This window comes from Sphingomonas sp. P4_D12 (assembly GCF_056401895.1).
This window is the reverse complement of record NZ_JBFUIL010000001.1, coordinates 395,866-419,505: the sequence shown is the minus strand read 5'-3', so window position 1 is coordinate 419,505 and position 23,640 is coordinate 395,866. Positions and strand designations below refer to the sequence as shown.

Sequence of the window (23,640 nt, the reverse complement as noted above, 5' to 3'; positions counted from 1 at the left end):
TGTCAGCCCTCGAGCTGGCGGATCAGGCTGCGCACCGCGCCGTCGATCTCGTGATCGCTACCGCGTAGCTCCTCGATGCGGCGCACCGCGTGGATCACAGTCGAATGGTCGCGCCCGCCGAACTTGCGCCCGATCTCGGGCAGCGAGCGCGTGGTCAGGCGTTTGGCGAGGTACATGGCGATCTGGCGCGGGCGGGCAACCACCACGGCGCGCCGCGCGGAAACCAGGTCGACCGGCTTGAGGTCGTAATGCGCCGACACCGCGCGCTGGATCTCATCGATCGTGATCCGCTTGGTGCCGCCGCGCAGCACGTCGCCGAGCGTCGCCTGGGCGAACTCCAGGTTGATCTCCTCGCCGGTCAGCTGGGCATAAGCGACCAGGCGGTTGAGCGCGCCCTCGACTTCGCGCAGGCTGCCGGTGACCTTGTGCGCGAGCAGTTCGAGCACGTCTTCGGGCACCTTGACCTCGGGCAACTCGCCGAGGCGATGATCGAGCAATGCGCGGCGCAAGGTCGCGTCGGGCATCTTGATGTCGGCGACCAAGCCCATCGCCAGCCGCGACACGATCCGCGCCTCGACATCGTCGAGTCCCTGGGGATGACGATCGGCGGTGATGACCAGGCGCTTGCCCGCCGCGGTCAGCTCGTTGATCGTGTGGAAGAATTCGTCCTGGGTCGGCTTCTTGCCGGAGATGAAGTGCAGATCGTCGATCATCAGCAGATCGGCACCGCGCAGCCGGGTCTTGAAGGCATGCGTATCATTGGCGCGAATCGCCGCGACGAATTCGAACATGAACCGCTCGGCCGACATCAGGAACACGCGCGCCTCGGGAACCGCCGCCAGATAGGCATGGCCGATCGCGTGCATCAGATGGGTCTTGCCGAGCCCGGTGCCCGAATGGAGGAATAATGGGCTGAACCGCGGCACGCCCGGTTCGGCCAATGCCTTGGCTGCGTTGAAGGCGACGCGGTTCGACGGGTCGACCACGAAGCGGTCGAACGTCAGGCGCGGATCGAGCGTGGGGCGCTCGGCGGCTTCGACGGGCGCGGCAGGCGATTCGGCCGGCTGGTCGGTGGCGATACGCAGCACTGCCGGCGCGGACGCCTGACGTACTTCGATCGACACGGTGCGAATCGCCGGGATCGCGGCGCGGAATTCCTGGACCAGCCGGTCCTGATAATGGTTGCGGACCCAATTGGCGGTGAACGCCGACGGCAGCGTCAGGCGCACATTGGTCTCGTCGTCGCTATCGTCGAGCTCGATTGGCTTGAGCCATTGCTCGAACAACCGCGCGCCAGCCGACTCCCTCAGATTCTTGCGGATTCTCGCCCAGGCATTGAGAACTTCCCCGGGCACAACACCGTCCTTTGCTAACGAAACCGCCACCCGCAACAACCCCTTCCAAGCCTGCCCACGCCCCCGCGACGGGCCCGATTCTTTAGGCAGACGCCTCCCCCCAGCCGGAATTGCCATCCGCCTGAACGCGAGTACTGCTATGATTCGGCGAGCACCTGATGGGCGCTGCGAGGGCTGATTATGAAGCTCGAAGCCCATCGATCAACCCCGTCGATGACAGAAATATTAAAATAAAAAAGTTGACTCGCTCTGACCCGCAGAAATCCGGGCTTCTCTAAATAAGCCTCTGAATTTAGGTAGATTTCACATTACGCTTCTGTGAACTATTTGCGAATCGCTAGGTTTTCCCATGGTTAGGGAATTCGTTAGAAGATCGGGTATGGTTATCGCTGCGGAGCAGCATGGCGGGAGCACCAGACAGCAAAAAGCCCGCCGGTGAATTTCACACCGGCGGGCGCCATCCCTGCTACCAAATCGGGTATCTTACAGCGAAGCGAGTCGCTTGGTCAGGCGCGAGAATTTGCGGCTCGCGGTGTTCTTGTGGAGCACGCCCTTGGCGACGCCACGCTGCAGCTCGGGCTGCACGGCGGCAAGCGCGACGGTGGCGGCTTCCTTGTCGCCGGCGGCCAGCGCCGATTCGACCTTCTTGACGAACGTACGGATGCGACCGACGCGGTTGCCGTTGATTTCCGCGCGACGGTCGTTGCGACGGATACGCTTTTTCGCTTGCGGCGTGTTCGCCATGAAAGTCCTCTGAATTTCGCAAAAAATGGGACAGGCAAGACGTATAGCCGTGCCCGGAAGCGGTGGCCCTTAGCGAGGTGGGGAGATTCGGTCAACCGGGTTGATGTGGTTCATGCTGCCGCCCAGACCTAAGTCTGGCACGCCGGACACCAGAACGTCGATCGTCCGCCCTCGACATAACGATGCACCGTCCCGCCGCAGCCGCATGGTTCGCCCTCGCGGCCATAAACCGCGAACTGCTTGGAGAAATAGCCGAGCTCGCCGTCCGGCCGGGCGAAATCGCGCAGGCTCGACCCGCCCGCCGCGATTGCCGATTCGAGCACGGCATGGATCTCGCGCACCAGCCGTTCGAGCCGCGCCAGGCTGATCCTTCCGGCTTCTCGCCTGGGCGAAATGCGCGCCGCATAGAGCGCCTCGCAGACATAGATGTTGCCCAGGCCCGCTACGATCCGCTGGTCGAGCAGCATCTGCTTGATCGAGGCGAACCGGCTCTTGAGCGCGGCTTTCAGATAAGGCGCGGTGAAGTCCGGGCCGAGCGGCTCGGGGCCGAGCGTCTTGAACGCGGGGAAGTCGGCCAGCTCTTCGCTCGGCACCAGGTCGACCGACCCGAATCGCCGCGGGTCGTTGAGCACGACGCGGCGTCCTTCCTGGGTATCGATCACCAGGTGATCGTGCGGCAGCAATTCGTGCGGATCGACTCGCCAGCGCCCCGACATGCCGAGATGGAAGATCATCGTGTCGCCGCGATCGGTCTCGATCAGCCCGTATTTGGCGCGGCGCCCCAGCCCGGTCACCGTCGCCCCGGTCATCCGCTGCGCGAGATCGGGCGGAAACGGCCGGCGCAAATCGCCGCGCCGCGTCACGACATGCGTCAGCCGCTGGTCCTTGAGCACGGGCTCCAGCCCGCGGACGGTGGTTTCGACTTCGGGGAGTTCAGGCATCGGCTCCTCATATCGTCATTCCAGCGAAAGCGGGAATGACGAAGATAAGGGCGGGGATGACGGCGCCTGATTGCCTCGCTACAGCCCGCGCATGACCGATAAAGTCTCCTTCGGCTACGAAGATGTCAGCCCCGAGGAAAAGACCCGCCGCGTCGGCGGTGTCTTCGCCAGCGTCGCCAGCAAATATGACGTGATGAACGACGCCATGTCGGGCGGGCTGCACCGCGTCTGGAAGGACGTGTTCGTCCGCCGGGTGAAGCCCCGGGCGGGCGAAGCGATCCTCGACATGGCCGGCGGCACCGGCGACATCGCCTTCCGCATGGAGAAATCGGGCGCCGCGATCACCGTCGCCGATATCAACCCGGCGATGCTCGAGGTCGGGATCGAGCGCGCCGCCAATCGCGGCATCGACGGCTTGGTGTGGAGCGAGGCCAATGCCGAGACGCTGCAATGGCCGGACCGCTTCTTTGACGCCTATACGATCGCGTTCGGCATCCGCAACGTCACCGACATTCCGAAGGCGCTGCGCGAGGCGCATCGCGTGCTCAAGCGCGGCGGCCGCTTCTTCTGCCTCGAATTCTCGACCACCTTGTGGCCGGGTTTCGGCGATATCTATGACGCTTACTCGCACCATGTCGTGCCCAAGGTCGGCCAGGCGATCGCCGGCGACGCCGAAAGCTATCGCTATCTGGTCGAGTCGATCCGCCGCTTTCCCACCATGGAGCGGTTCAAGGAAATGATCGGCGAGGCCGGTTTCGTCCAGACCAAGGTCGAACCGATGCTCGGCGGACTGGTCGCGATCCATAGCGGCTGGAAGATTTGATGGGGCACCAAAAATTCCTCCCCGGCACGGGGAGGGGGACCAGCCGAAGGCTGGTGGAGGGGGCCCGCCACACGGGTATCGCTTGGTGGAGGGCCCCCTCCACCACCGGCTACGCCGGCGGTCCCCCTCCCCGTGCCGGGGAGGAATTTAGGTGACCGCCCCCGCCGTCCATCTCTGGCGCCTGCTCAAATGGGGTCGCATCCTTGCGCGTCACGGTGCACTCAAGGGAATCGAGCGCGACCCCAATACCCCGGTCAAGGTCCGCCGGCTGGTCAGGATCGCGCGCTTCGGTGCGCGCGTGCCCGCGGTGCCGCGCTATGCCGATGCGTTCCAGGCGATCGGCCCGGCCGCGATCAAGCTCGGCCAGACATTGGCGACGCGACCGGACCTGGTCGGCGAAGAAGCCGCGCACGACCTGCTGCGCCTGCAGGACGCGCTACCGCCGTTGCCCTACGACACGATCCGGGCGGCGATCGAACGCGGGCTGGGCCGTCCGGTCGACGAGGTGTTTGCCTCGATCGACGAGACTCCGGTCGGCGCCGCCTCGATCGCGCAGGTGCATCGCGCCGTCACCCCCGACGGACGTCAGGTCGCGGTCAAGGTGCTGCGTCCGGGCGTCGAGGACGAGTTCGCGCGGGCGATCGACACCTATCAATGGGCGGCGGCGCAGGCCGAGGGGTTGGGCGGTGAACTCGCCCGACTGCGCCCGCGCCTCGTCATCGAGACGTTCAAGCGCTGGACCTTGCGCGAACTCGACTTGCGGCGCGAGGCGGCGTCGGCATCCGAACTTGCCGAGTCGATGCGCGCCGAGCCCGATTATCAGGTCCCGGCGATCGACTGGCAGCGCACCACCGGCAGCGTGCTGACGCTCGAATGGATCGACGGGATCAAGCTGACCAACCGCGAGGCGCTGATCGCCGCCGGGCACGATCCGAGCAAGCTCGCCGGCATCCTGGTCAACGCCTTTCTGCGCCAGGCGATCTCGGAAGGCTTCTTCCACGCCGACATGCACCAGGGCAATCTGTTCGCGACTCCCCAGGGCCATATCGCCGCGATCGATTTCGGCATCATGGGGCGGATCGACCGGCGCGCGCGGGTCTGGCTGGCGGAAATCCTCTACGGGCTGATCACCGGCAATTATCAGCGCGTCGCGGAAATCCATTTCGAAGCGGGATACGTCCCGCCGCATCACAATGTCGGCGAATTCGCCACTGCCCTGCGCGCGGTCGGCGAGCCGATGCGCGGACTGCCGGTCAAGGACATGTCGGTCGGGATGATGCTCGACGGACTATTCCGCATCACCCGCGATTTCGACATGCAGACCCAGCCGCATCTGCTGCTGCTGCAGAAGACGATGGTGATGGTCGAGGGCGTTGCCACCAGCCTCGATCCCGAGATCAACATGTGGGACACGGCGGCGCCGTTCATCCGCGAATGGATCCGGACCGAATTGGGACCTGAGGCGGCGATCGGCGACCGGCTGATCACCGATCTGCGCACGCTGATGCGACTGCCCGAACTGATCCGCAATATCGAGGCGCGCTTCCCCTCACCCGGCGGCGCGCCGCCTGCCCCGCCGCTGCGCGAGATCGAGGTCGTGCGTCTGGGTGGTGGCTGGCGCTATGTCGCGGTCGCTCTGTTGAGCGCCGCAATCTCGATCGCGGCGACGTGGTGGTTCCTCCACGGATGACGCTCTGGCTGGCCGAACCGTCGCGCTTCGCCGGCCTGTCGAAAGGCAAGGCCCGGCTCGCGCTCGCCGGGCTCGTCCTGCTGCTGTTCGCGACGCTGACCGCGCTCACCGTGCCCGGCCCGCCGGCCGTCAGCGGCGATTCGGCCAAGCGCGGCGACGACCAGGCGGACATCGTCCTCTATGAAGCGATCGTCGACGGCGTCCGCCATGGCGGCAATTATTACGCAGTCGCGGCGCAGGAGCTGCGGCGCGGCGATTATCCGTTGCGCCCGTTCATCACCTTTCGCCTGCCGACGCTGGCGATGGTCCAGGCGCTGATGCCGCATTGGGCGGTGGTCGGTCTGCTCTGGGCGCTGGCCGCCGGCGTCATGGTGGCGTGGTTCAACCGCCTGCGTCCCGCCTTTGCGCGACCGCCACCCTTGTTCATTGCGATGGTCCTGCTCGCGGGCGGGATGGGCGCATTCATCCAGGCCGATCTCGCCGCGTTCCATGAGGTCTGGGCCGGCCTGTTGATCGCGCTTAGCCTCGCCCTGCGCCGACCTGGCCATTGGGTGGCCGCGGTCGGGATCGGCGCGATCGCGTTGCTGATCCGGGAGACCAGCGCGCTTTATGTCGGGATCATGGTCGTGCTCGCCTGGCTCGAGGGCGATCGGCGCGAGGCGTTGGGATGGGCCGGTGGCCTCGCATTGCTGGCAATCGCGGTCGTCGCTCATGCTTATGCCGTCGCGCAAGTCGTGACGCCGATCGACCCCGCCTCGCCCGGCTGGGTCGGGATGCTCGGTTTCGGCTTCTTCGTCGAGGCGCTGACCTTGTCGACCGCACTCCGGCTCGCGCCGATGTGGCTAGCGTCGTTGCTGATGGGGTTCACCTTGTTCGGCTGGGCGGCGTGGCGCGACCTCACCGGGATTCGCGCGCTGGCGACCTTCACTGCCTATGCCGCGCTGATCGGCCTGTTCGGGCGGGTCGACACCTTCTATTGGGGACTGATGGTGGCACCCGCGATCCTGATCGGCCTGGCCTTCGCGCCTGACGGCTTGAGGGACCTGGTCGCCGCCGCCTTTCCCAAGCGTCGCAAGATCACGGTCACGAGGCTCACTCCATGAAGCGTATCCTGTTGATCGTCGGCGGCGGCATCGCGGCGTACAAGGCTTGCGAGCTGATCCGGCTGGCGAAGAAGGCCGGGATCGGGGTCAAATGCGTGTTGACCGCAGGGGGAGCACATTTCGTCACCCCGATGACGCTCGCCGCTTTGTCCGAGGAACAGGTCTATACGACCTTGTGGGACCTCAAGGACGAGACCGAGATGGGGCATATCCAGCTCAGCCGCGAGGCCGATCTGATCGTCGTCGCGCCCGCTACTGCCGATCTTATGGCCAAGATGGCCGCGGGCATTGCCGACGATCTCGCCACCACCTTGCTGCTCGCGACCGACAAGCCGGTGTTGGCTGCGCCGGCGATGAACTGGCGGATGTGGACGCACCCGGCGACGAAACGCAACGTCGCGACCCTGCGCGGCGATGGTATCATGGTCATGGAGCCCGACGAAGGCGCGATGGCGTGCGGCGAATACGGGCCTGGGCGCCTGCCCGAGCCGCCGGCGATATTGGCGGCGATTCAAGACAAATTGGGGCGGTGACTCCTGCCCAGCCCCCACCCTTCCCMCCCGGCTGCGCCGGGCGGGCCCCTTCCCTCTCCCGACGGGAGAGGGAGGGAGCGCCGAAGGCGCGGAAGGGTGAGGGCAGTTAGGTGCTGACCGGCCACCACATCATCGTCACTGCCGGCCCGACCCACGAGCCGATCGACCCGGTGCGCTACATCGCCAATCGCTCGTCGGGGAAACAGGGCTTCGCGATCGCCGGCGCGCTGGCGGCGCTGGGAGCGCGGGTGACGTTGGTTGCCGGGCCAGTGACGTTGCCCACACCTCCCGGCGTCGACCGTATCGACGTCGAAACCGCGCTCGAGATGAGTGAGGCGGTCGATACCGCCCTCCCCGCTGATGCCGCGGTGATGGTCGCCGCGGTGGCCGATTGGCGGGTCGACTCATCCTCGCAGAAGATCAAGAAAGGCGCGAGCGGCCCGCCCGTCCTCCACTTGGTCGAAAACCCCGACATCCTCGCGACGCTTGCCCGCGGCCCACGCCGCCCTCGCCTGGTCATCGGCTTTGCCGCCGAGACCGAGCATGTGGTCGAGCACGCCCGCGCCAAGCTGGCCAGGAAAGGCGCTGATTGGATCGTCGCCAACGACGTGTCGGGCGACGTGATGGGCGGCGACGCCAACACCGTGCACATCGTCTCGACCGACGGCGTCGAGAGCTGGGACAAGCTGCCCAAGGGCGATGTCGCCACGCGGCTCGCGGGCCGAATCGCCGCCGCGCTCGATTAGAGCGTCATCGCCATGAATACCGTGCCCGGCGGCGTCGGCGCGTAATAAGGCTCGATCCGCTCGAACCCGAGCCCTTCGTACAACGCGATCGCGCTAGTCATCGATGGTAAGGTGTCGAGGCGGAGCTCGCGATAGCCGCGATCGCGCGCCGCCGCGATGATCGCCTCGGCCAGAGCCCGGCCCAGCCCCATGCCGCGCGCTGCGGGGACCAGAAACAGCCGCTTCATCTCGCAAACGCGCTCGTCGAGCGGGCGCAAAGCAATACAGCCGAGCGATGCCCCGGCCTGGTCGCGCGCGAGCAGCAGCGCGCCTCGTGGCTCCGCATATTTGCCCGGCAACCCCGCCAGCTCGGTGGCGAAATCCTGATAGCCGAGATCGACCGGTAGCGAGGCGGCATAGCCCTGAAACAAGTCCGAAACGGACTGCACGTCCGCCGCGGTAATGGCGACATCTATCTGGAAACGTTCGGTCATGGGCTCATTGTGGCGTCACCTGCGCAATGCTTGCAACTCCCCTTTCCCCATCGCGGTCGAGGCTCCTACAACGCGACCATGATCTTGATTCGGCCGCACCGGATCGAGACCCGTCGCAAAGGTGACCAAGACCAGATGACCGCCCCCATTCGTATCGCCGTCAAGCGCTTGCCCCATGGCGACGATCTGCCTCTTCCCGCTTATGCCACCACCGGCGCCGCCGGGATGGACGTGGTCGCGGCCGAATCCCTGACGCTCGCACCCGGCGCCCGCCACGCGGTCGCGACCGGCTTCGCGATCGCCATCCCGGAAGGCTATGAGGTTCAGGTCCGCCCGCGGTCGGGTCTCGCCCTCAAACACGGTGTCACTTGCCTCAACACCCCTGGTACGATCGATCATGACTATCGCGGCGAAGTGAAAGTCATCCTCGCCAACCTGGGCGATCAGCCGTTCGATATTGGCCGCGGCGACCGGATTGCCCAGCTCGTCCCCGCCCCGGTTCAGCGCGCGACGCTCGACGAAGTGGCCGATCTCGACGACACTGATCGAGGTAGTGGCGGTTTCGGCTCTACTGGTCGATAATCGGCGAATGATGTTCGGATTCTTTCTGCTCTTCCAGGCGGCCGTTGCCACGGTCGTCCCGACGGCTGTCCCCAGCGACTGGTCGAAACTGCCCGACCTCCGGCTGACGACCACGCCCGATTATGCGGCGATCATGACCAAGTTCGTCCATGACGAGATCGCAGCGGGCCGCTGTGCCGCGCCCGCCCCGATCGATGGCAAGACCAGCATCAAGGTCGATATGGTCGTGCTCGTCTCGTCGGTCAGTGGCGAGGCGGTGAAGATCGTGCCCAGGGCGATCAATTGCCCGACCGTCGAGCAATTCGCCGCGGGCGTCATCCAAAAGGCAGCGCGCGGCAACATCGCCGGCCCGCCGCCCGCTGCCGACAGCTGGTACCATACCGGCGTCACCCTTACATGGGGGCCGTGAGCCTCTCCACGACCACCCTTTCCGATACCGACCTCTCACGGTTCGCCCGGCATATCGTCTTGAAGGAAATCGGCGGCGGCGGACAGCTGGCCTTGCGCCGCGCCCATGCCGTAGTGGTCGGTGCGGGCGGGATCGGGTCCCCAGCGCTGCAATATCTCGTCGGGGCCGGGATCGGGCGGATCACGATCGTCGATGACGATGCGGTCGACCTCTCCAATCTCCAGCGCCAGACCCTGTTCGGGACCGCCGATATCGACGCTGCCAAAGCGGATGCCGCAGCCGCCGCGCTCGCCAGGCTGGATCCCGATGTGACGATCGACCGCCACCGCGTGCGGATCGATTCGGCCAATGTGCGCGAGATCCTGGCCGGGGCCGATGTCGTGCTCGACGGCACCGACAATTTCGCGACACGCCTGACGGTCGCCGACGCCGCGCAGGCGCTGCGGATACCGCTGGTCTCGGCGGCAGTCAGCCAGTTCGAGGGTCAACTCGGTGTCTATCGCGGCTGGGAAAGCGACAAGCCCTGCTATCGATGTTTCGTCGGGCACGACCCCGAGCGCGAGGGCGTCAGCTGCGCCGATGTCGGCGTGCTCGGCGCAATGGCGGGCGTGATGGGCAGCCTGGCCGCGCTCGAAGTCATCCGCGCGATCGTACCGTTCGGCGATGACACTGCCGGCACCTTGCTGCTCGCCGACGGCCTATCGCTACGCTTCCGCACGATCCGCCTGCCCAAGGATCCGGGCTGCCCGGGCTGCGCGGCTTAGAGTTCGTCGATGAATTTTCGGATCGCCGGACCGATTTCCGGGCGATCGAGCGCCAGTGCGATGTTCGCCTGGATATAGCCGGCCTTGTCGCCGCAATCGAAGCGGCGCCCGCCGAACTTATAGGCATGAAAGGGCTGGCCGCCGATCATCTGTGCCATCGCGTCGGTCAGCTGGATCTCGCCGCCCGCGCCTTTCCCCTGCGTCTCCAGCACCCGCATCACTTCGGGCTGCAGGATATAACGGCCCGGGATCATCAGGTTCGATGGCGCGGTCCCGAGCGCGGGCTTTTCGACCAATGCGGTCACTTCGACCAGGTTGCCGTCGTGCCGCCCCGGTGAGATGATGCCGTAGCGATCGGTCTCTTCCGGCGGGACTTCATAGCCACAGACCAGATTGCCGCCGACCCGATTATAGGCGTCGACCATCTGCTTCATGCAGCCGGGCTGGCCGACCATCAGCTCGTCGGCGAGGAAGATCGCGAACGGCTCGTCACCGACGATGTCGCGCGCGCACCATACCGCATGCCCCAGCCCCATCGGCTCCTGCTGGCGGACATAGGCGACCGCGCCGGGCTTAAGACGCGTTTGATGCAGTATTTCCAGCGACTTGCCGCGGTTCGACATCGTCGTTTCGAGTTCGTAGGCGATGTCGAAATGATCCTCGATCGCCGATTTGCCGCGGCCAGTGACGAAGATCATCTGCTCGATCCCCGCCTCCAGCGCTTCGTCGACCGCATATTGGATCAGCGGGCGGTCGACGATCGGCAGCATCTCCTTGGGCAGCGCCTTGGTCGCGGGCAGGAATCGGGTACCGAGCCCCCCGACGGGGAACACGGCCTTGCGCAGCGGCTTGATCGACATTCAATTCTCCTGGCGGGCGCGCATAGGGCTCCGCGCCGTCCGCGAAAAGCCCCGATCGACCATCCGGCGCGCGGCACGGCCAATCCGGGCGGCTGGGCTGATCAACAGATAAAGCGGCCGCGCGGCACGCGGCAGCGGTAGCGCCAAGGCGTCGGCCGTCGACACCCAACTGCTCCAGGCAGCGTTGGCGAGGTAGGCGGGGCTCGATTTGAGCAACAACGCCGATACATGACCGACCGCCATGTAGCGCCGCGGCACCCGATGCTGTTCGGCCAGTTCGTCGGCACCGCGCATCAGCGTGTCGGATAAAGCGGCGAGCCAGCGGACGCGGCGCGATCGCCCGACATCGTCGGGCACGGCCGTCCCGAACAGGCGATTCGCCTGTAATAGCGCAAGATCCATCGCCCTCATCACGCCGTCGCGCTTCGCCCGGGCACGCAAGGCCGCTACCGCCGCTTCATCCCTTACCGCCAGCAGCGCGTTGAAATCCGCCAGCCATTTGAGCCGCGACCAGCCGTGCCGCGCACCGTGGACCGCGAGATAGACCATTAACGGCTCATCGCCGAGCGTTGGCAGCCGATGGTTGCCAATGGTCACGATCCGCAAGTCTCGTATCAGATCGGGCTCGGCCAGCAGCCCCTCGATCGAGGTCATGCGCCAATGGAGGTCGATCATCGCCTTGTTGCCTGGTCGCACCAGGGTGCATTCCTTGACCAGGTCGATCAACACCGACAGCCGCTTCCCATCGAGCGGCACCGCCGGATCGACAACACGATAACCCATAGGTTCGAGCAGCTTGATCGTCGCCGCGACCTGGTCGGGGCCGACCAGCAAATCGTTGTCGAGCGTCTGCTTCACCGCCTGGTTGCCATAAGCCAGTTGGGCCAGCGTCGCGCCTTTGAGAAACGCTGCGGGAATGTCGGCGTCCGCCAGCATCGCGGCGATCCGCGCCGCCTCGTCGAGCAACAACAGGTTGCGCGCGGTCTGGCGGCGATGCGCCGCGACAAGCCCGGGCGGAACATCGATCGCCGCCGCCTCCAGCCCGATCCGCGCGAACCCCCGCACGCGATGGCGCCGCGCCAGCGCCGCGAAATGGGGCCAATCGATCGCGGTCTGGGCAGCCTTGTGGATAGCAATCGTGTCAGTCGGCCAGCGGCAGCATGCCGCGAGCAGCAGGAATTCGGCGGAGGCCCCGCCGCCGCTCACGTCGCGAGGAACCAGCGGTGCCCCGCCTCGATCCCGATCGCGGTCAGCGTCCCGCTGGCATAGGCGCCGGTATCGATGCCGATGCGGTTGTGCCTTTCCTCGACCGCCGGGCTGATCGAATGGCCGTGGACGACGATCGTACCGTGGCTGCCCTCGAAATCGAGGAAGCGTTCGCGGATCCAGCGCAGATCCTCGGCCTTCTGGCGATCGAGCGGCACCCCTGGACGGAGGCCGGCATGGACGAAGCAATAGCCGCCGACCACAAGGGTATCAGTCATGCGGTTGAGGAACATGGCATGCGCGTCCGGCACGCGCCTGGCGAAGTCCTCACACAAGGACAATGTATCGCCCGAGTCGATCAGCGACTGGGAAACCCCATAGCTCGCCATCGTCTCGGCACCGCCGATCCGCGTCCAGAACCGCGCCGCCTCCAGATTGCCGCCGAGCGTCAGCAGGAACACTTCCTCATGATTGCCCTTCAGGAACACCGGTCGCCGCGTGCCCCAGTCGCGCGTCAACACATGGTCGATCACCTGTTTCGATTGCGGTCCGCGATCGACAAGGTCGCCGAGCAGGATGATCCGCGTCTCCGCCGCGCCGCGTGCCGCATCGTCGCGATCGATCGCGTCGAGCAAGTGCGTCAACAAATCGAGTCGACCGTGCACGTCGCCGATTGCATAGAGCCGCTCGCCCGGTGGCACGTGCGCGCCGTTGGACGAGGCCGCCTCGCCACCAGCACCCCCGCCGCCGAACAAAGACTTCAACCGCCGGGCGATCATGACGCGTATCGCCCGGCAAAACAGATAACCCGGATATCCATTCTTGCAGATAGGCACCGCGCTCGCCTGCGATCAAGCAAGCATTGGCGAGGCAGCATCGCCAAGCGGGCATGTCGGCTGTTTACCGCGCGCTTATCCCCCTATAGCGGTGCGACCGGGCGAGACGGCCAAATCATCGAAGGGGCGATAGTGCGGCAATTCTACAGGTTATGCCTTGGCGGCCCGCAACAGGCTCGCGAATGACCCTGCCCGCTGCCGTCCGGCCCGTCCGGATGATGATCGCCAGCGAGTTCATTCACGGCTCGACCGCACGCGGCCTGGTCGGGGGGTTCCGTGCGCTGGGCTGGGACGTTGCCGAGGTCGACCTGCTCCATTTCGTGGTGCGCGGCCGTGGCCGGCTGGCACGCGGCGCCGCGCGGCTGTTGTGGAAGAACTCGATCGCCGAATATAACGCCGAGATCCTGCGGGTCGCCGAGCTCAACAAGGTCGAGCTCCTGCTGACCATCAAGGGCGTCAACATCGCGCGATCGACGGTCGAGCGCTTGCGCGCGAACGGCACGCGCGTCGTCGTCTTCTATCCCGATGTGCTGTTCGATCACGCCGGCGTCGACGAGGCGGTGCTGGCCGCGACCGACCTCATCGTCACCTCCAAGAGTTACCATGCGCCGTATCTCGATCAACTGGTCGGGCCGGCACGGCATGCGTTCGTCCATCACGGCTATTGCCCCAGCGCGCATTCGCGCCGCCACGCGCCGGGCGCGATTCCCTATCGCTGGGATATCGGCTTCATCGGCAATGCCTCGCCGCACAAGGCCGCACATCTGTCCGCGGTCGCGCACGCCTTCCCTGATCAGCGTTTCGTCGTCGTCGGCAACGGCTGGACCGATCTTGCCAAGGGAACGCCGCTGGCTCGCTTTGTCATGGGCGCTCCGCTCACCGGCGATTATTTCGCCCGCGCGATCGAGGAAACGCGGATCAACCTCGCGATCCACCATGGCGAGGTCGGGCCGGACAAATGGCAGGACCTCACGTCAACCAGGACATTCGAGATCCCCGCCGCCGGCGGGTTCATGCTCCATGTCGATAACGACGAGGTGCGGGCGCTTTACGAACCCGGACGGGAGATCGATGTGTTCACCGGCGAGGAGCAGTTGATCGAGCGGATTGGGCACTACCTCGCGAACGAAGCCGAGCGCGCGACCATTGCGGAAGCCGGTCATGCCCGTTGCGTACCCGCTTATTCGCTGGAAACGCGGGCGGAAGAGATTGCAGCGCTGCTGAGGGAACGGGGATTGCTCGACGAAGTTCGCTGAGCGATACCGCCCGCATTCGACCTAATTCTACAGGACTTCAAATCGACGGCACCTTCGGGCGATTGCGCGCCGGCGTTACCGCATTGACCCCCTCGGATCGACCCGCCTAGGACGGCGTGGACAAAAACGCATTGGCGGAAACGACTCTATCCATGTTGGCAAAGCTGTTCGGAGATTTCAGGGGCATCGCCCGCGTTGCCGGCATTGGCACCGCGCTGCGCTGGCTGGCCTGCGTCGTCGTGACGCTGCCGAGCGCGCTGAAGACCCGCAACCTGCTGGCGGCCGATCGCTTGATGGGCACCGGGCCATTTCGCGTGCACCACGCCATCGGCGACGCGCTCCTGACCGGCGACAGCGCGTTCAGCGGGTTGCGCGAAATATGGGTCCGCGACGTTTATGCCGGCGGCGACTTCCTGCGCGTGCCTGACCGCGGCACCGTCGTTGATCTTGGCGCCAATATGGGCAATTTCTCCGCCCAGGCGCTTGCCGCCAATCCCACAGCGCGGTTGATCGCGATCGAACCCAGCGCGCCGCTCGGCGCCAAATGGGCGGCGACGATGGCGGCCAACGGCTTCCAGGATCGCGCGCAATTGTGCCGGGCCTTCATTGGCATCTTCACCGATAAACAGCAGCGCGATTTCGAAAATGATCCCGCTTATGGCGATGCGCCGACGATCAACGAAGACGAATTCCTGCGGCGATACGCGATCGATCATATCGACTTCCTCAAATGCGATATCGAAGGCAGCGAGTTCTTCATGACAGAACGCGGCAGTCGCTTGCTCGACATCACCGATCGCGTCGCGATTGAGCTTCACGATTTCGGCGGCGATCCGCAGCATTTCCTCGACACGCTCAAGGCAAAAGGCTTTGCCGACCTGCAGGTCGATTGGTATGGCCGCGAATGCATCGCACGCGCCGCGCGCGCGGCGTCACTGCGAATGGCAGCCTGATCATGGCGACCCTCGCCATCTCACGATATGCGCCCAAGGCCGAGCGGCGCCAACCCAGGTCGTCGATGATCGCCGATCTGGAGCCGACCTATCGCGAAGTTCTGTTTTCCGCGCTTATCGCCTTGTGGTTCGCGATCGGCTCAGGCGCGCTCGCCGGTTCGGAAGATTGGATCAATACGATCGGGCTGATCGGCTTTTCGATCATGCTAGCCTGGGCCGGCTATCGCCAAATGAAGCTCAACGTCGCCTCGCTCTGGACGCCTTTGCTGTGGTACAGAGTGGCGCTATTGAGCTATTACGGCATCGGCTCGCTAGTGCCGATCTGGACCAACGCCGATACACAGGAGTTGATGAAGGGGTTCTACAGCTACTTTTCCTACGAAATTGTTAAACTAAACTTAGTCATTACGTTATTCAATTTCGTATTTATCGCCGCGACCAAGATATTATTCATAGCTATTAACAATAGATCTATAACTAATATCTTCCACAACAGAAAGTTTATTAGCACATCCAATTTCAGTATGATTGCATTCGGGTCGATGTGCCTGATTGTTGGTTCCGCTGTTAACTATCTGATCATTTTCCCGCAGATCGTTGGATGGATTAATCTTAGTCTTTTCAGTACCCTAGCGAACTTATCTGTCCTTTCGTGGCTCGGATATTTCATGGTGATTTTCTGGGGGCTTGAGAATAAGCGGCGCGAATTCATCATCTGGCCGATCGCTCTTGCACTCGGAGAGTGCGTGATCGGATTCTTCGCGATGAGCAAGTCAGTCATGCTCATGCCGCTGGTCATGGTCAGCATTGCGTTCATCTATCATCGTCGCAGCCTGCTCCGTATCTCACTTCTAGCCGGATCCTTTGTGACTTTGTTCATGTTTCTTTCTCCGATCATCACTCACGTAAGAGATATGAACGGTAAATATTACGATAGCGCCGTCCAGGCTAAAGATATTCCGGGTCTATATCTCTCCTATTTCACTACGGGTCGTGAGAGCGATCAATTTGCCGAGGTCGAAACGGGCTGGATGCGACTGAGTTTCGTCAATGCCGGCACTTTCGTGATCAATCAGTACGATCACGGCATGCCCGGAAACTCTTACCGCTACTGGTCTATCGTCTGGATCCCGCGAATAATCTATCCGACAAAACCAATCATCACCGATGTCGGCAGAGAATTATCCTATGCCGCCAACGGCAACTATAATTCGTCCTCCAGCGCGGGCATTGCGGCGGAGGCATATTGGAATGGTGGCTGGGTATTGTCGATGGGCATCGCGATATTCTTGGCGCTGGTCTTTGGTCTTTGGACGATCTATTCTTATGAGGTCATCCAACGCAAAGCCTGGCACCTGTTCTTTATCGTTTTGATCGGGATGAGAATGGCCCTCCGCGTCGATGGCGCTTTCGTATCCGACATTTTGGGCCCCATAGCGCTGGTGATCCTGGCGCACATCGCCCTGGAGTTGATGAACCGATTCCTTCCGCAGGCGCTGGCTGGCGTGATGCGTCGACCTTCCGCACAGCCCTAAGCTTCCATCATGTGCGGCTTGGCCGGTTTCTTTGCACATGCCGCACACGGCGCGCCCATCGGTCGCGCTACGCTGATCGCGATGCGCGACAGGATGGCGGCCCGCGGCCCCGATGGTGTCGGCCTTTGGATCGCGCCCGATGGCCGCGCCGGCTTCGGTCATCGTCGGCTGTCGATCATCGATCTCAGCGAAACCGGCGCGCAACCAATGCCGACTCCGGATGGCCGGTATACGATCGCCTATAATGGCGAGATCTATAATTACCGCGCGCTCCGCGCCGAGTTGATCGAGCAGGGCGCCACTTTTGCCGGCGACTCCGACACCGAGGTCGTGCTCCACCTCTACGCCCGATATGGTGCGGGCATGCTGGAAAAGCTGCGCGGGATGTTCGCGCTGGCAATCTGGGATGCCCATGCCCGGACGATGTTTCTGGCGCGCGATCCGCTCGGCATCAAACCGCTTTATTACGCCGACAGCGCCGGGACGTTGCGATTCGCATCGCAAGTCAAAGGACTGCTGGTCGATCCCGCCATCTCCCGCGATCCTTCCCCCGCAGGCCTGGCGGGTTTCCACCTTACCGGGTCGGTGCCTGAACCGTTCACGTCCTATCGCGCGATCCGCGCACTGCCTGCCGGACACTGGCTGACCTGCACCGAGGAGGGACCGGGCGCCCCAGCGCGTTACGCCAATGTCGCTGCCACCCTCGCCGACGCGCGTGGGCGAGTGATCAGCGATAACGATATTCGCGCGGCGTTGCGCGACAGCGTTCGCCATCATCTCGTCGCCGATGTGGAAGTCGGCGCCTTCCTGTCCGGCGGGGTCGATTCAGGCGCGTTGATCGGGCTGATGCGCGATTGCGGCCAGCAACGGATCCGTGCCTGCACGCTCACTTATCGCGAGTTCGCCGGGACTGCCGACGACGAAATGCCCGGCGCGGTCGATATGGCGCGACGTTATGGCGTCGACCACCATGTCCGATCCGTCACCGCCGCCGAATTCGCCGAGGATCTGGATACGATCTTCAATGCGATGGACCAGCCGAGCATCGACGGCATCAACACCTGGTTCGTCAGCAAGGCCTGCCGCGAAATGGGGTTGAAAGTCGCGTTGTCAGGACTGGGCGGCGACGAGTTGCTGGCGGGCTACTCGACGTTCCGGTCGGTCCCTCGAATGTTCCACCGCGCCGGGCCGCTAACCAGGATACCCGGAGCGGCAAAGGCCGCCAGAATGCTGATCCGAACCTTCGCGCCGCGGCTTGCTCGCCGCAACCCGAAGGCGCTGGGTGTGCTCGATCATGCAGGGACCTGGGCCGGCGCCTATCTGTTACGCCGCGCGGTGCTACTTCCCTTCGAACTCGACGACGCGATGGACCCGGACATGGCGCGCGAGGGTCTGGCCGAACTCGATCTGCTCGGTCTGTTCGCCGACAGCCTCCAGCCCGATCCTGGCTCCGACAATGGCCGGGTCGGTGCGCTCGAAACGTGCAATTACATGCGCAACCAATTGCTGCGCGACAGCGATTGGGCGAGCATGGCGCATTCGGTCGAAATCCGCGTGCCGCTGGTAGATTTCACGCTGCTCGAGACGATCGCCCCGCGCATCGCTTCGCTCAGGCCGGGCGAAGGCAAGATCCTGCTCGCCAATGCACCCGTCATTCCGGTCCCGGCCGAGGTCGTCGCGCGTCCGAAGACCGGCTTCGGCATTCCCGTGGGCGACTGGCTGCGCGGCGATGTCGAGCATCGCGAGGACCGCCGCACCTCGCGCCGCTGGGCGCACGTGGTCGAAGCGCGCTACGCGGGATCGGTCGACGCGCTGCCGACGGCCTGAACGGTGGCGCTGACGTCCGCGAACGGCTAGGCGATCAATCTGTGAGGATACTCGCGCTCTCCCATTATTACCCGCCCGAGGTGAACGCGCCCGCGTCGCGCCTGTCCGAACATGCGCGCATCTGGCGCGAGGCGGGGCATGAGGTGACTGTCGTCACCTGCGCGCCCAACCACCCCGCCGGGCAACTCTATCCGGGCTACCGCAACCGGTTGTGGCAGGAAGAGACGGTCGATGGCATCCGCGTCATCCGGCTGTGGACCTACCTTGCCGCGAACGAAGGTTTCCTACCGCGGATCGCCAATTACCTCACTTATCTGTTTTCGGTGCTGGTCTGGATGTGGCGCCTGCCGCGCGCCGACATAGTGATGTCGACCAGCCCGCAATTCTTCTGCGGCCTCGCCGGCTGGTTCCTCAAGCGCGACAAGCGACCCTGGGTGCTCGAGATCCGCGACCTGTGGCCCGAGAGCATCGTCACCGTCGGCGCGATGAAGCGCGGCGCCGTGATCCGCACGATCGAGAAGGTGGAGGCGTTCGCCTATCGCAAGGCCGACCTCGTCGTGTCGGTGACCGACGGCTTCGTCCCGCACATCCGCGCGCACCGCGCCAAGGGCCCAATCGCGGTGATCAAGAACGGTGTCGACCTGTCGCGCTTCGCCAGCGATCCCGCCGCCGCCGACGCGTTCCGCGCCGAGCACGGCCTGACCGGCAAGTTCGTCGCTTCTTATGTCGGCACGCACGGCCTGGCGCATGGGCTACAGGCGGTGATCGCGGCCGCCGAACGACTTCGCGATCGCGACGACATAGCGTTCCTGATGGTCGGCGGCGGCGCCCAGCGCGACACGATCAAGACGATACGAGACGCGAAGGGCCTGACCAACATCGTCATGCTCGACCAACTGCCCAAGGCGGCGATGCCCGCGGTGTGGGGAGCGAGTGATGCAGCGCTCGTGCTGCTCAAGCGCGTCGACACGTTCAAGACCGTGATCCCGTCCAAGATGTTCGAGGCGATGGCGCTCGGCGTGCCGATGATCCTCGGCGTCGAGGGCGAGGCGAAGGCGCTGATGGAAGCGGGCGGTGCCGGCATCGCGATCACGCCCGAGGACGATGCCGAACTCGCCACGGCGATCCTGCGCCTCGCCGACGACCGCGCGCTCGGCCGCCAGATCGGCGCTTCGGCCCGGGCCTTCGTCCGCGCGCAGTTCGACCGCGAGAGCCTCGCGCACGCCTATCTCGCCGAATTCGAAGCGCTCCGGCGATGAAGATCGCCCGCAGTCTTGCCTTTGCCCGCCACATTCCGCCGCGCCAGATCGCCGCGCGCTTGTGGCTCGAGGCGAAGCGTCGCTGGTCGCTGCGGGCGCCGCCACGCCTCCAAACGCTCGCTTATCCCGCCGCCGACGCGCCACAGCCGATCTTCCCCCCACGCACCGGCATGATCGAGCGCCTCCCCGCTGGCTGGTGCTTCACCTTTGTCGGCCGCTCCGTCGACACCGGCGAGGCGATCGACTGGCAAGCCGATCCCGACCAATTGTGGTGCATGAACCTCCATTACATGGAGTATCTGGAGGAGCTCGACCGCGACACCGGCATCGCGCTGATCCGTCAGTGGATCGCGGCAAATCCCCCCTGGCGCCCGGGCTATTGGCGCGACAGCTGGAACAGCTATGCACTGTCGTCGCGCGTCGTGGTGTGGATGCAGCGGCTGACTGCCTGGGAGGTCGATCTCGCCGATCCCGATATCCGCCGCATCGTCGCCAGCCTGGCTGCGCAACTCGACTTCCTGCTGAAAAATCTCGAGCGCGATCTTGGCGGCAACCACCTGGTCAAGAATATCAAGGCGCTCGCCTGGGGCGGGGCGTTCTTCGCCGGTCCGTTCGGCCAAAGGCTGCGTGATCGCGCGCTCCGGCTGCTGGCGCGCGAAATCCCGCGCCAGATCCTGCCAGACGGGATGCATTACGAGCGGTCCTCCTCCTATCACGCCCAGGTCTTCGCCGATTTGATCGAGACGCGCGTGGCGCTCGGTGACCAGGCGCTCGACCCGGTGCTGGATCGCATGGCGCAGGTCGTCGCGACGCTCACCCATCCCGATGCCGGCCCGGCGGTGTTCAACGATGCAGGGCTGAATATGGCCTATGCCCCCGACGATTGCCTCGCCGCGTTCTCGCGCGTCACCGGCCGAACCATTCCGCAGCGCGACGGCGCGTTCGGCTTTCGCGATGCCGGCTATTTCGGGCTCCACGCGCCAGGCTTCGCGCTGATCGCGGACATGGGGCGGATCGGTCCCGACAGCCTGCCAGCGCATGCACATGGCGATATCGGCTCGATCGAACTGTCGATCGGCGGCGAACGGCTGGTGGTCGACCAGGGCGTCTACGAATATGTCGCCGGTGATCGCCGCCAGGCCTCGCGGAGCGCGCATCACCACAATTGCCTGGCGATCCTTGGCGCCGAGCCCGCCGACTTCTACGGCGCGTTCCGCTGCGGCCGCCGCCCGCAGGTCGGCGTCGCGCAGTTCGTCGGCGGCGATGGCGGCATGCTGCTTCGCGGCCATCATGACGGCTATCGTCGCCTCAAGGGCAAGCCGATCGTCGTTCGCCGTATCGAGGCCAGCGCCGATGGTATCACGATCCACGACCGGATCGACGGCAAGACTTGGCACGAGGCGACGTCGCGATTGTTGCTTCACCCCGAGTGCCGCGCCGAACTGCATGGCGATCTCGCCATCCTGCATCGCGGCGAAGTGTCGATCGCGGTCCGTGGCTCCGCCCCGCTCTATGTCGAGCCCGCGGTCTGGTGGCCCGACATGGGGGTAGAGGTTGCGACACGGCGCCTCTGCTTGACACTCCCGCCCGGTTGCTTTGAAGCCACATTAGAATTCGGCGCTGTGGTGCCGGCCGGATCGGAGTTTGCGTGAAACAGGTCGAACAAAATTACCGCAGCGGCGTGCTCCGCCTGATCGACGCGCCCGTGCCGCGCGCGGGCGGCGGGCGCAACCTGGTCGCGACGCGCGTCTCGCTGATCAGCGCAGGCACCGAGAAGCAGATCATCGATCTAGCGCGGTCGAGCCTGGCGGGCAAAGCGATGGCGCGCCCCGACCTCGTCCGCAAGACGCTGCAGAAGGTCCGCAACGAAGGTCTGTTGCCGACGGTGCAGAAGGTGTTCGCCAAGCTCGATACGCCAATCCCGCTCGGCTATTCGCTCGCCGGCATTGTCGCCGAGGCGGGTAGCGATGCCGGCGGTTATGCCGTCGGTGATCGCATCGCCTGTGCGGGCGCGGCCGTCGCCAACCACGCCGAATATAACGCCGTGCCCAAGAACCTGTCGGTACGCATCCCGGCGGGCGTCGATGACGAAGCGGCGAGCTTCGTCACGATCGGCGCGATCGCGCTGCAGGGTGTGCGGGTGGCCAACCCAACCTTGGGCGAGCGTGTCGTCGTCATGGGGCTCGGGCTGATCGGCCAGCTCACCGTGCAATTGCTCAAGGCCAATGGCTGCCGCGTGCTGGGCTTCGATCCCAATCCGGCGCGCGCCAAGCTCGCGCTTGAGATGGGCGCCGATGTCGCGGTCAGCGACGCGCTCGAGGACGCTGTGCGCGGATTCACCGATGGCTATGGCGCCGACGCGGTGATCGTGACGGCGTCCAGCAAGTCGTCGGCGCCGCCCAACCAGGCCGCGGAGATCAGCCGGATGAAGGGCCGCGTCGTGATGGTCGGGCTGACCGGCATGGAGATCGACCGCGAGCCTTATTACAAGCGCGAACTCGATCTCAGGCTGTCGATGTCCTACGGCCCCGGGCGTCACGACCCGGCCTATGAGCTGGAGGGGCATGATTACCCGCTCGCCTATGTCCGCTGGACCGAGCAGCGCAACATGCAGGCGTTCCTCGAACTGGTCGCCGAAGGCCGCGTCACGCCGCTCAAGCTCGTCACCCACCGCTTCCCGATCGAGCAGGCCGAGGCAGCCTACAAATTGATGGATGGCGACGAGCCGTATCTCGCCATCCTGCTGACCTATTCGGACACGCCTACCCCGATCGAACGATCGATCCCCGTGGCGAGCAAGAAGGCGTCGACCACGACGGGCCGCGGCACCGGCTTCATCGGCTTCGGCAATTACGCCAAGGCGGTGCTGCTCCCCGCGCTCAAGAAAGCAGGCAACGAGCGGCTGACCACCGTCGTCACCTCGACCGGCCTGTCCGCGCACGATGCCGCCGAACGCCAGGGCTTCGCCCACGCTGCGACCGACCCGCAGGCGGTGCTGGGTGACGCCGACACCGATTGCGTGTTCATCGCCACGCGCCACGACAGCCACGCGCGCCTGACGGTCGAGGCGCTCAAGGCAGGCAAGCACGTGTTCGTCGAAAAGCCGCTCGCGTTGACTCTCGACCAACTTGCCGCGGTCCAAACCGCGGCGATCGCGGCGCCCGGCGTGCTGACGGTCGGCTTCAACCGCCGCTTCGCGCCGATGATGGTCGAGGCCAAGGCCGCGCTCGCCAATCGCGGCGGCCCGATCGCGATGCATTACCGCATCAACGCCGGGCACGTGCCGGGCGATAGCTGGCTGCACGGCAGCGAAGGTGGCGGCCGCATCGCCGGCGAGGCTTGCCATTTCGTCGACGCGCTCACTTTCCTCGCTGGCGGCCCGCCGGTCGCAATCGAGTCGTTCAGCCCTGACGGCGTCGGCGACACCGTCTCCGCGGTGCTGCGCTTCGCCGACGGTTCGACCGGCACGATCCTCTATTCCTCGCTCGGCGACTCTTCGCTGCCCAAGGAATATCTCGAAGTGTTCGCCAGCGGGCTCGTCATCCGGCTCGACGATTTTCGCAAGGTCCACATCACCCGCGGCGGCAAGACCGTTACCAAGTCGGCATCGGCGCAGGACAAGGGCCAGACCGGGCTGGTCAAGGCCTTCTATGCCGCCGCCCGCGATGGCGCCCCGCCGCCGATCCCGCTCGACGAGCTGATCGCGGTCAGCGCCGCCACGCTGGACATGGCCGGGTCGGACTGA

20 protein-coding genes and 1 pseudogene are annotated in these 23,640 nt (G+C 65.0%); 14 read left to right on the top strand and 7 right to left on the bottom strand.

All coding sequences use genetic code 11. The features are described from left to right. Positions 1-2: 2 nt before the first annotated feature. From dnaA to mutM, 3 genes are all read right to left on the bottom strand, one after another. Positions 3-1,355, bottom strand: coding sequence for a chromosomal replication initiator protein DnaA (gene dnaA / locus AC1DSD_RS01935; RefSeq protein WP_478028029.1), 1,353 nt, complete (start codon positions 1,353-1,355; stop codon positions 3-5). Positions 1,356-1,838: 483 nt separating this feature from the next. Continuing rightward, positions 1,839-2,099, bottom strand: a complete 261-nt coding sequence (gene rpsT / locus AC1DSD_RS01930; RefSeq protein WP_066813132.1) for a 30S ribosomal protein S20 — start codon at positions 2,097-2,099, stop codon at positions 1,839-1,841. Positions 2,100-2,227: 128 nt separating this feature from the next. Then, the gene (gene mutM / locus AC1DSD_RS01925; protein WP_478028028.1) at positions 2,228-3,040 is read right to left on the bottom strand and encodes a bifunctional DNA-formamidopyrimidine glycosylase/DNA-(apurinic or apyrimidinic site) lyase; all 813 of its coding nucleotides are present in this window, start codon (positions 3,038-3,040) and stop codon (positions 2,228-2,230) included. Positions 3,041-3,131: 91 nt separating this feature from the next. Here mutM and AC1DSD_RS01920 point away from each other — a divergent pair, with 91 nt between their 5' ends. The 4 genes and pseudogenes from AC1DSD_RS01920 to AC1DSD_RS01905 all read left to right on the top strand — a co-directional run bounded on the left by AC1DSD_RS01920 (position 3,132) and on the right by AC1DSD_RS01905 (position 7,935). Further along, the gene (locus AC1DSD_RS01920) at positions 3,132-3,863 is read left to right on the top strand and encodes a class I SAM-dependent methyltransferase (protein ID WP_478028027.1); all 732 of its coding nucleotides are present in this window, start codon (positions 3,132-3,134) and stop codon (positions 3,861-3,863) included. 151 nt (positions 3,864-4,014) lie between these two features. Continuing rightward, positions 4,015-5,553 carry a 2-polyprenylphenol 6-hydroxylase gene (gene ubiB / locus AC1DSD_RS01915; protein ID WP_478028025.1) on the top strand — a complete coding sequence of 513 codons (1,539 nt, stop codon included), beginning with the start codon at positions 4,015-4,017 and terminating at the stop codon, positions 5,551-5,553. Continuing rightward, positions 5,550-6,656 carry a hypothetical protein gene (locus AC1DSD_RS01910; protein ID WP_478028023.1) on the top strand — a complete coding sequence of 369 codons (1,107 nt, stop codon included), beginning with the start codon at positions 5,550-5,552 and terminating at the stop codon, positions 6,654-6,656. The genes ubiB and AC1DSD_RS01910 overlap by 4 nt, the downstream gene beginning before the upstream one ends. Then, positions 6,653-7,935: pseudogene (locus AC1DSD_RS01905) on the top strand (bifunctional phosphopantothenoylcysteine decarboxylase/phosphopantothenate synthase). The gene AC1DSD_RS01910 and the pseudogene AC1DSD_RS01905 overlap by 4 nt, the downstream one beginning before the upstream one ends. Here the strand turns inward: AC1DSD_RS01905 and AC1DSD_RS01900 are convergent. Continuing rightward, the gene (locus AC1DSD_RS01900; protein ID WP_478028022.1) at positions 7,932-8,408 is read right to left on the bottom strand and encodes a GNAT family N-acetyltransferase; all 477 of its coding nucleotides are present in this window, start codon (positions 8,406-8,408) and stop codon (positions 7,932-7,934) included. The pseudogene AC1DSD_RS01905 and the gene AC1DSD_RS01900 overlap by 4 nt on opposite strands. Before the next feature lie 135 nt (positions 8,409-8,543). Between AC1DSD_RS01900 and dut the strand changes: the two genes are divergently transcribed. From dut to AC1DSD_RS01885, 3 genes are read left to right on the top strand one after another with little or no spacing between them, the layout of a single operon-like run. Further along, positions 8,544-8,990: a dUTP diphosphatase gene (dut, locus tag AC1DSD_RS01895; protein ID WP_478028021.1), complete on the top strand. Its 447-nt coding sequence runs from the start codon at positions 8,544-8,546 to the stop codon at positions 8,988-8,990. A 10-nt stretch (positions 8,991-9,000) separates the two neighbouring features. Beyond that, positions 9,001-9,399 (top strand): hypothetical protein, encoded by a 399-nt coding sequence (locus AC1DSD_RS01890; RefSeq protein ID WP_478028019.1) that lies wholly within the window; start codon positions 9,001-9,003, stop codon positions 9,397-9,399. Next, complete coding sequence (locus AC1DSD_RS01885; RefSeq protein ID WP_478028017.1) at positions 9,396-10,163, top strand: HesA/MoeB/ThiF family protein; 768 nt, start codon at positions 9,396-9,398, stop codon at positions 10,161-10,163. Before AC1DSD_RS01890 ends, AC1DSD_RS01885 begins: the two co-directional genes overlap by 4 nt. Here AC1DSD_RS01885 and galU read toward each other — a convergent pair. The 3 genes from galU to AC1DSD_RS01870 are packed head-to-tail and all read right to left on the bottom strand — an operon-like array spanning position 10,160 to position 13,008. Further along, the gene (galU, locus tag AC1DSD_RS01880) at positions 10,160-11,023 is read right to left on the bottom strand and encodes a UTP--glucose-1-phosphate uridylyltransferase GalU (RefSeq protein WP_478028015.1); all 864 of its coding nucleotides are present in this window, start codon (positions 11,021-11,023) and stop codon (positions 10,160-10,162) included. The genes AC1DSD_RS01885 and galU overlap by 4 nt on opposite strands. After that, positions 11,024-12,229, bottom strand: coding sequence for a nucleotidyltransferase domain-containing protein (locus AC1DSD_RS01875; RefSeq protein ID WP_478028014.1), 1,206 nt, complete (start codon positions 12,227-12,229; stop codon positions 11,024-11,026). After that, positions 12,226-13,008, bottom strand: a complete 783-nt coding sequence (locus AC1DSD_RS01870) for a metallophosphoesterase family protein (RefSeq protein WP_478028012.1) — start codon at positions 13,006-13,008, stop codon at positions 12,226-12,228. Before AC1DSD_RS01870 ends, AC1DSD_RS01875 begins: the two co-directional genes overlap by 4 nt. A gap of 239 nt (positions 13,009-13,247) precedes the next feature. Here AC1DSD_RS01870 and AC1DSD_RS01865 point away from each other — a divergent pair, with 239 nt between their 5' ends. The 7 genes from AC1DSD_RS01865 (at position 13,248) to AC1DSD_RS01835 (ending at position 23,640) form a co-directional block, all read left to right on the top strand. Continuing rightward, a complete protein-coding gene (locus AC1DSD_RS01865) occupies positions 13,248-14,321 on the top strand; it encodes a CgeB family protein (protein ID WP_478028011.1) in 1,074 nt (357 codons plus the stop codon). 152 nt (positions 14,322-14,473) lie between these two features. Further along, the gene (locus tag AC1DSD_RS01860) at positions 14,474-15,274 is read left to right on the top strand and encodes an FkbM family methyltransferase (RefSeq protein WP_478028009.1); all 801 of its coding nucleotides are present in this window, start codon (positions 14,474-14,476) and stop codon (positions 15,272-15,274) included. Next, positions 15,226-16,809: a hypothetical protein gene (locus tag AC1DSD_RS01855; RefSeq protein ID WP_478028008.1), complete on the top strand. Its 1,584-nt coding sequence runs from the start codon at positions 15,226-15,228 to the stop codon at positions 16,807-16,809. Before AC1DSD_RS01860 ends, AC1DSD_RS01855 begins: the two co-directional genes overlap by 49 nt. Before the next feature lie 9 nt (positions 16,810-16,818). Beyond that, positions 16,819-18,636 (top strand): asparagine synthase (glutamine-hydrolyzing), encoded by a 1,818-nt coding sequence (gene asnB, locus AC1DSD_RS01850; RefSeq protein WP_478028007.1) that lies wholly within the window; start codon positions 16,819-16,821, stop codon positions 18,634-18,636. 41 nt (positions 18,637-18,677) lie between these two features. Beyond that, a complete protein-coding gene (locus AC1DSD_RS01845; RefSeq protein WP_478028005.1) occupies positions 18,678-19,895 on the top strand; it encodes a glycosyltransferase family 4 protein in 1,218 nt (405 codons plus the stop codon). After that, entirely contained in the window at positions 19,892-21,547 is a 1,656-nt protein-coding gene (locus AC1DSD_RS01840; RefSeq protein WP_478028004.1) for a heparinase II/III domain-containing protein, read from the top strand. The genes AC1DSD_RS01845 and AC1DSD_RS01840 overlap by 4 nt, the downstream gene beginning before the upstream one ends. Continuing rightward, a complete protein-coding gene (locus AC1DSD_RS01835; protein WP_478028002.1) occupies positions 21,544-23,640 on the top strand; it encodes a bi-domain-containing oxidoreductase in 2,097 nt (698 codons plus the stop codon). Before AC1DSD_RS01840 ends, AC1DSD_RS01835 begins: the two co-directional genes overlap by 4 nt.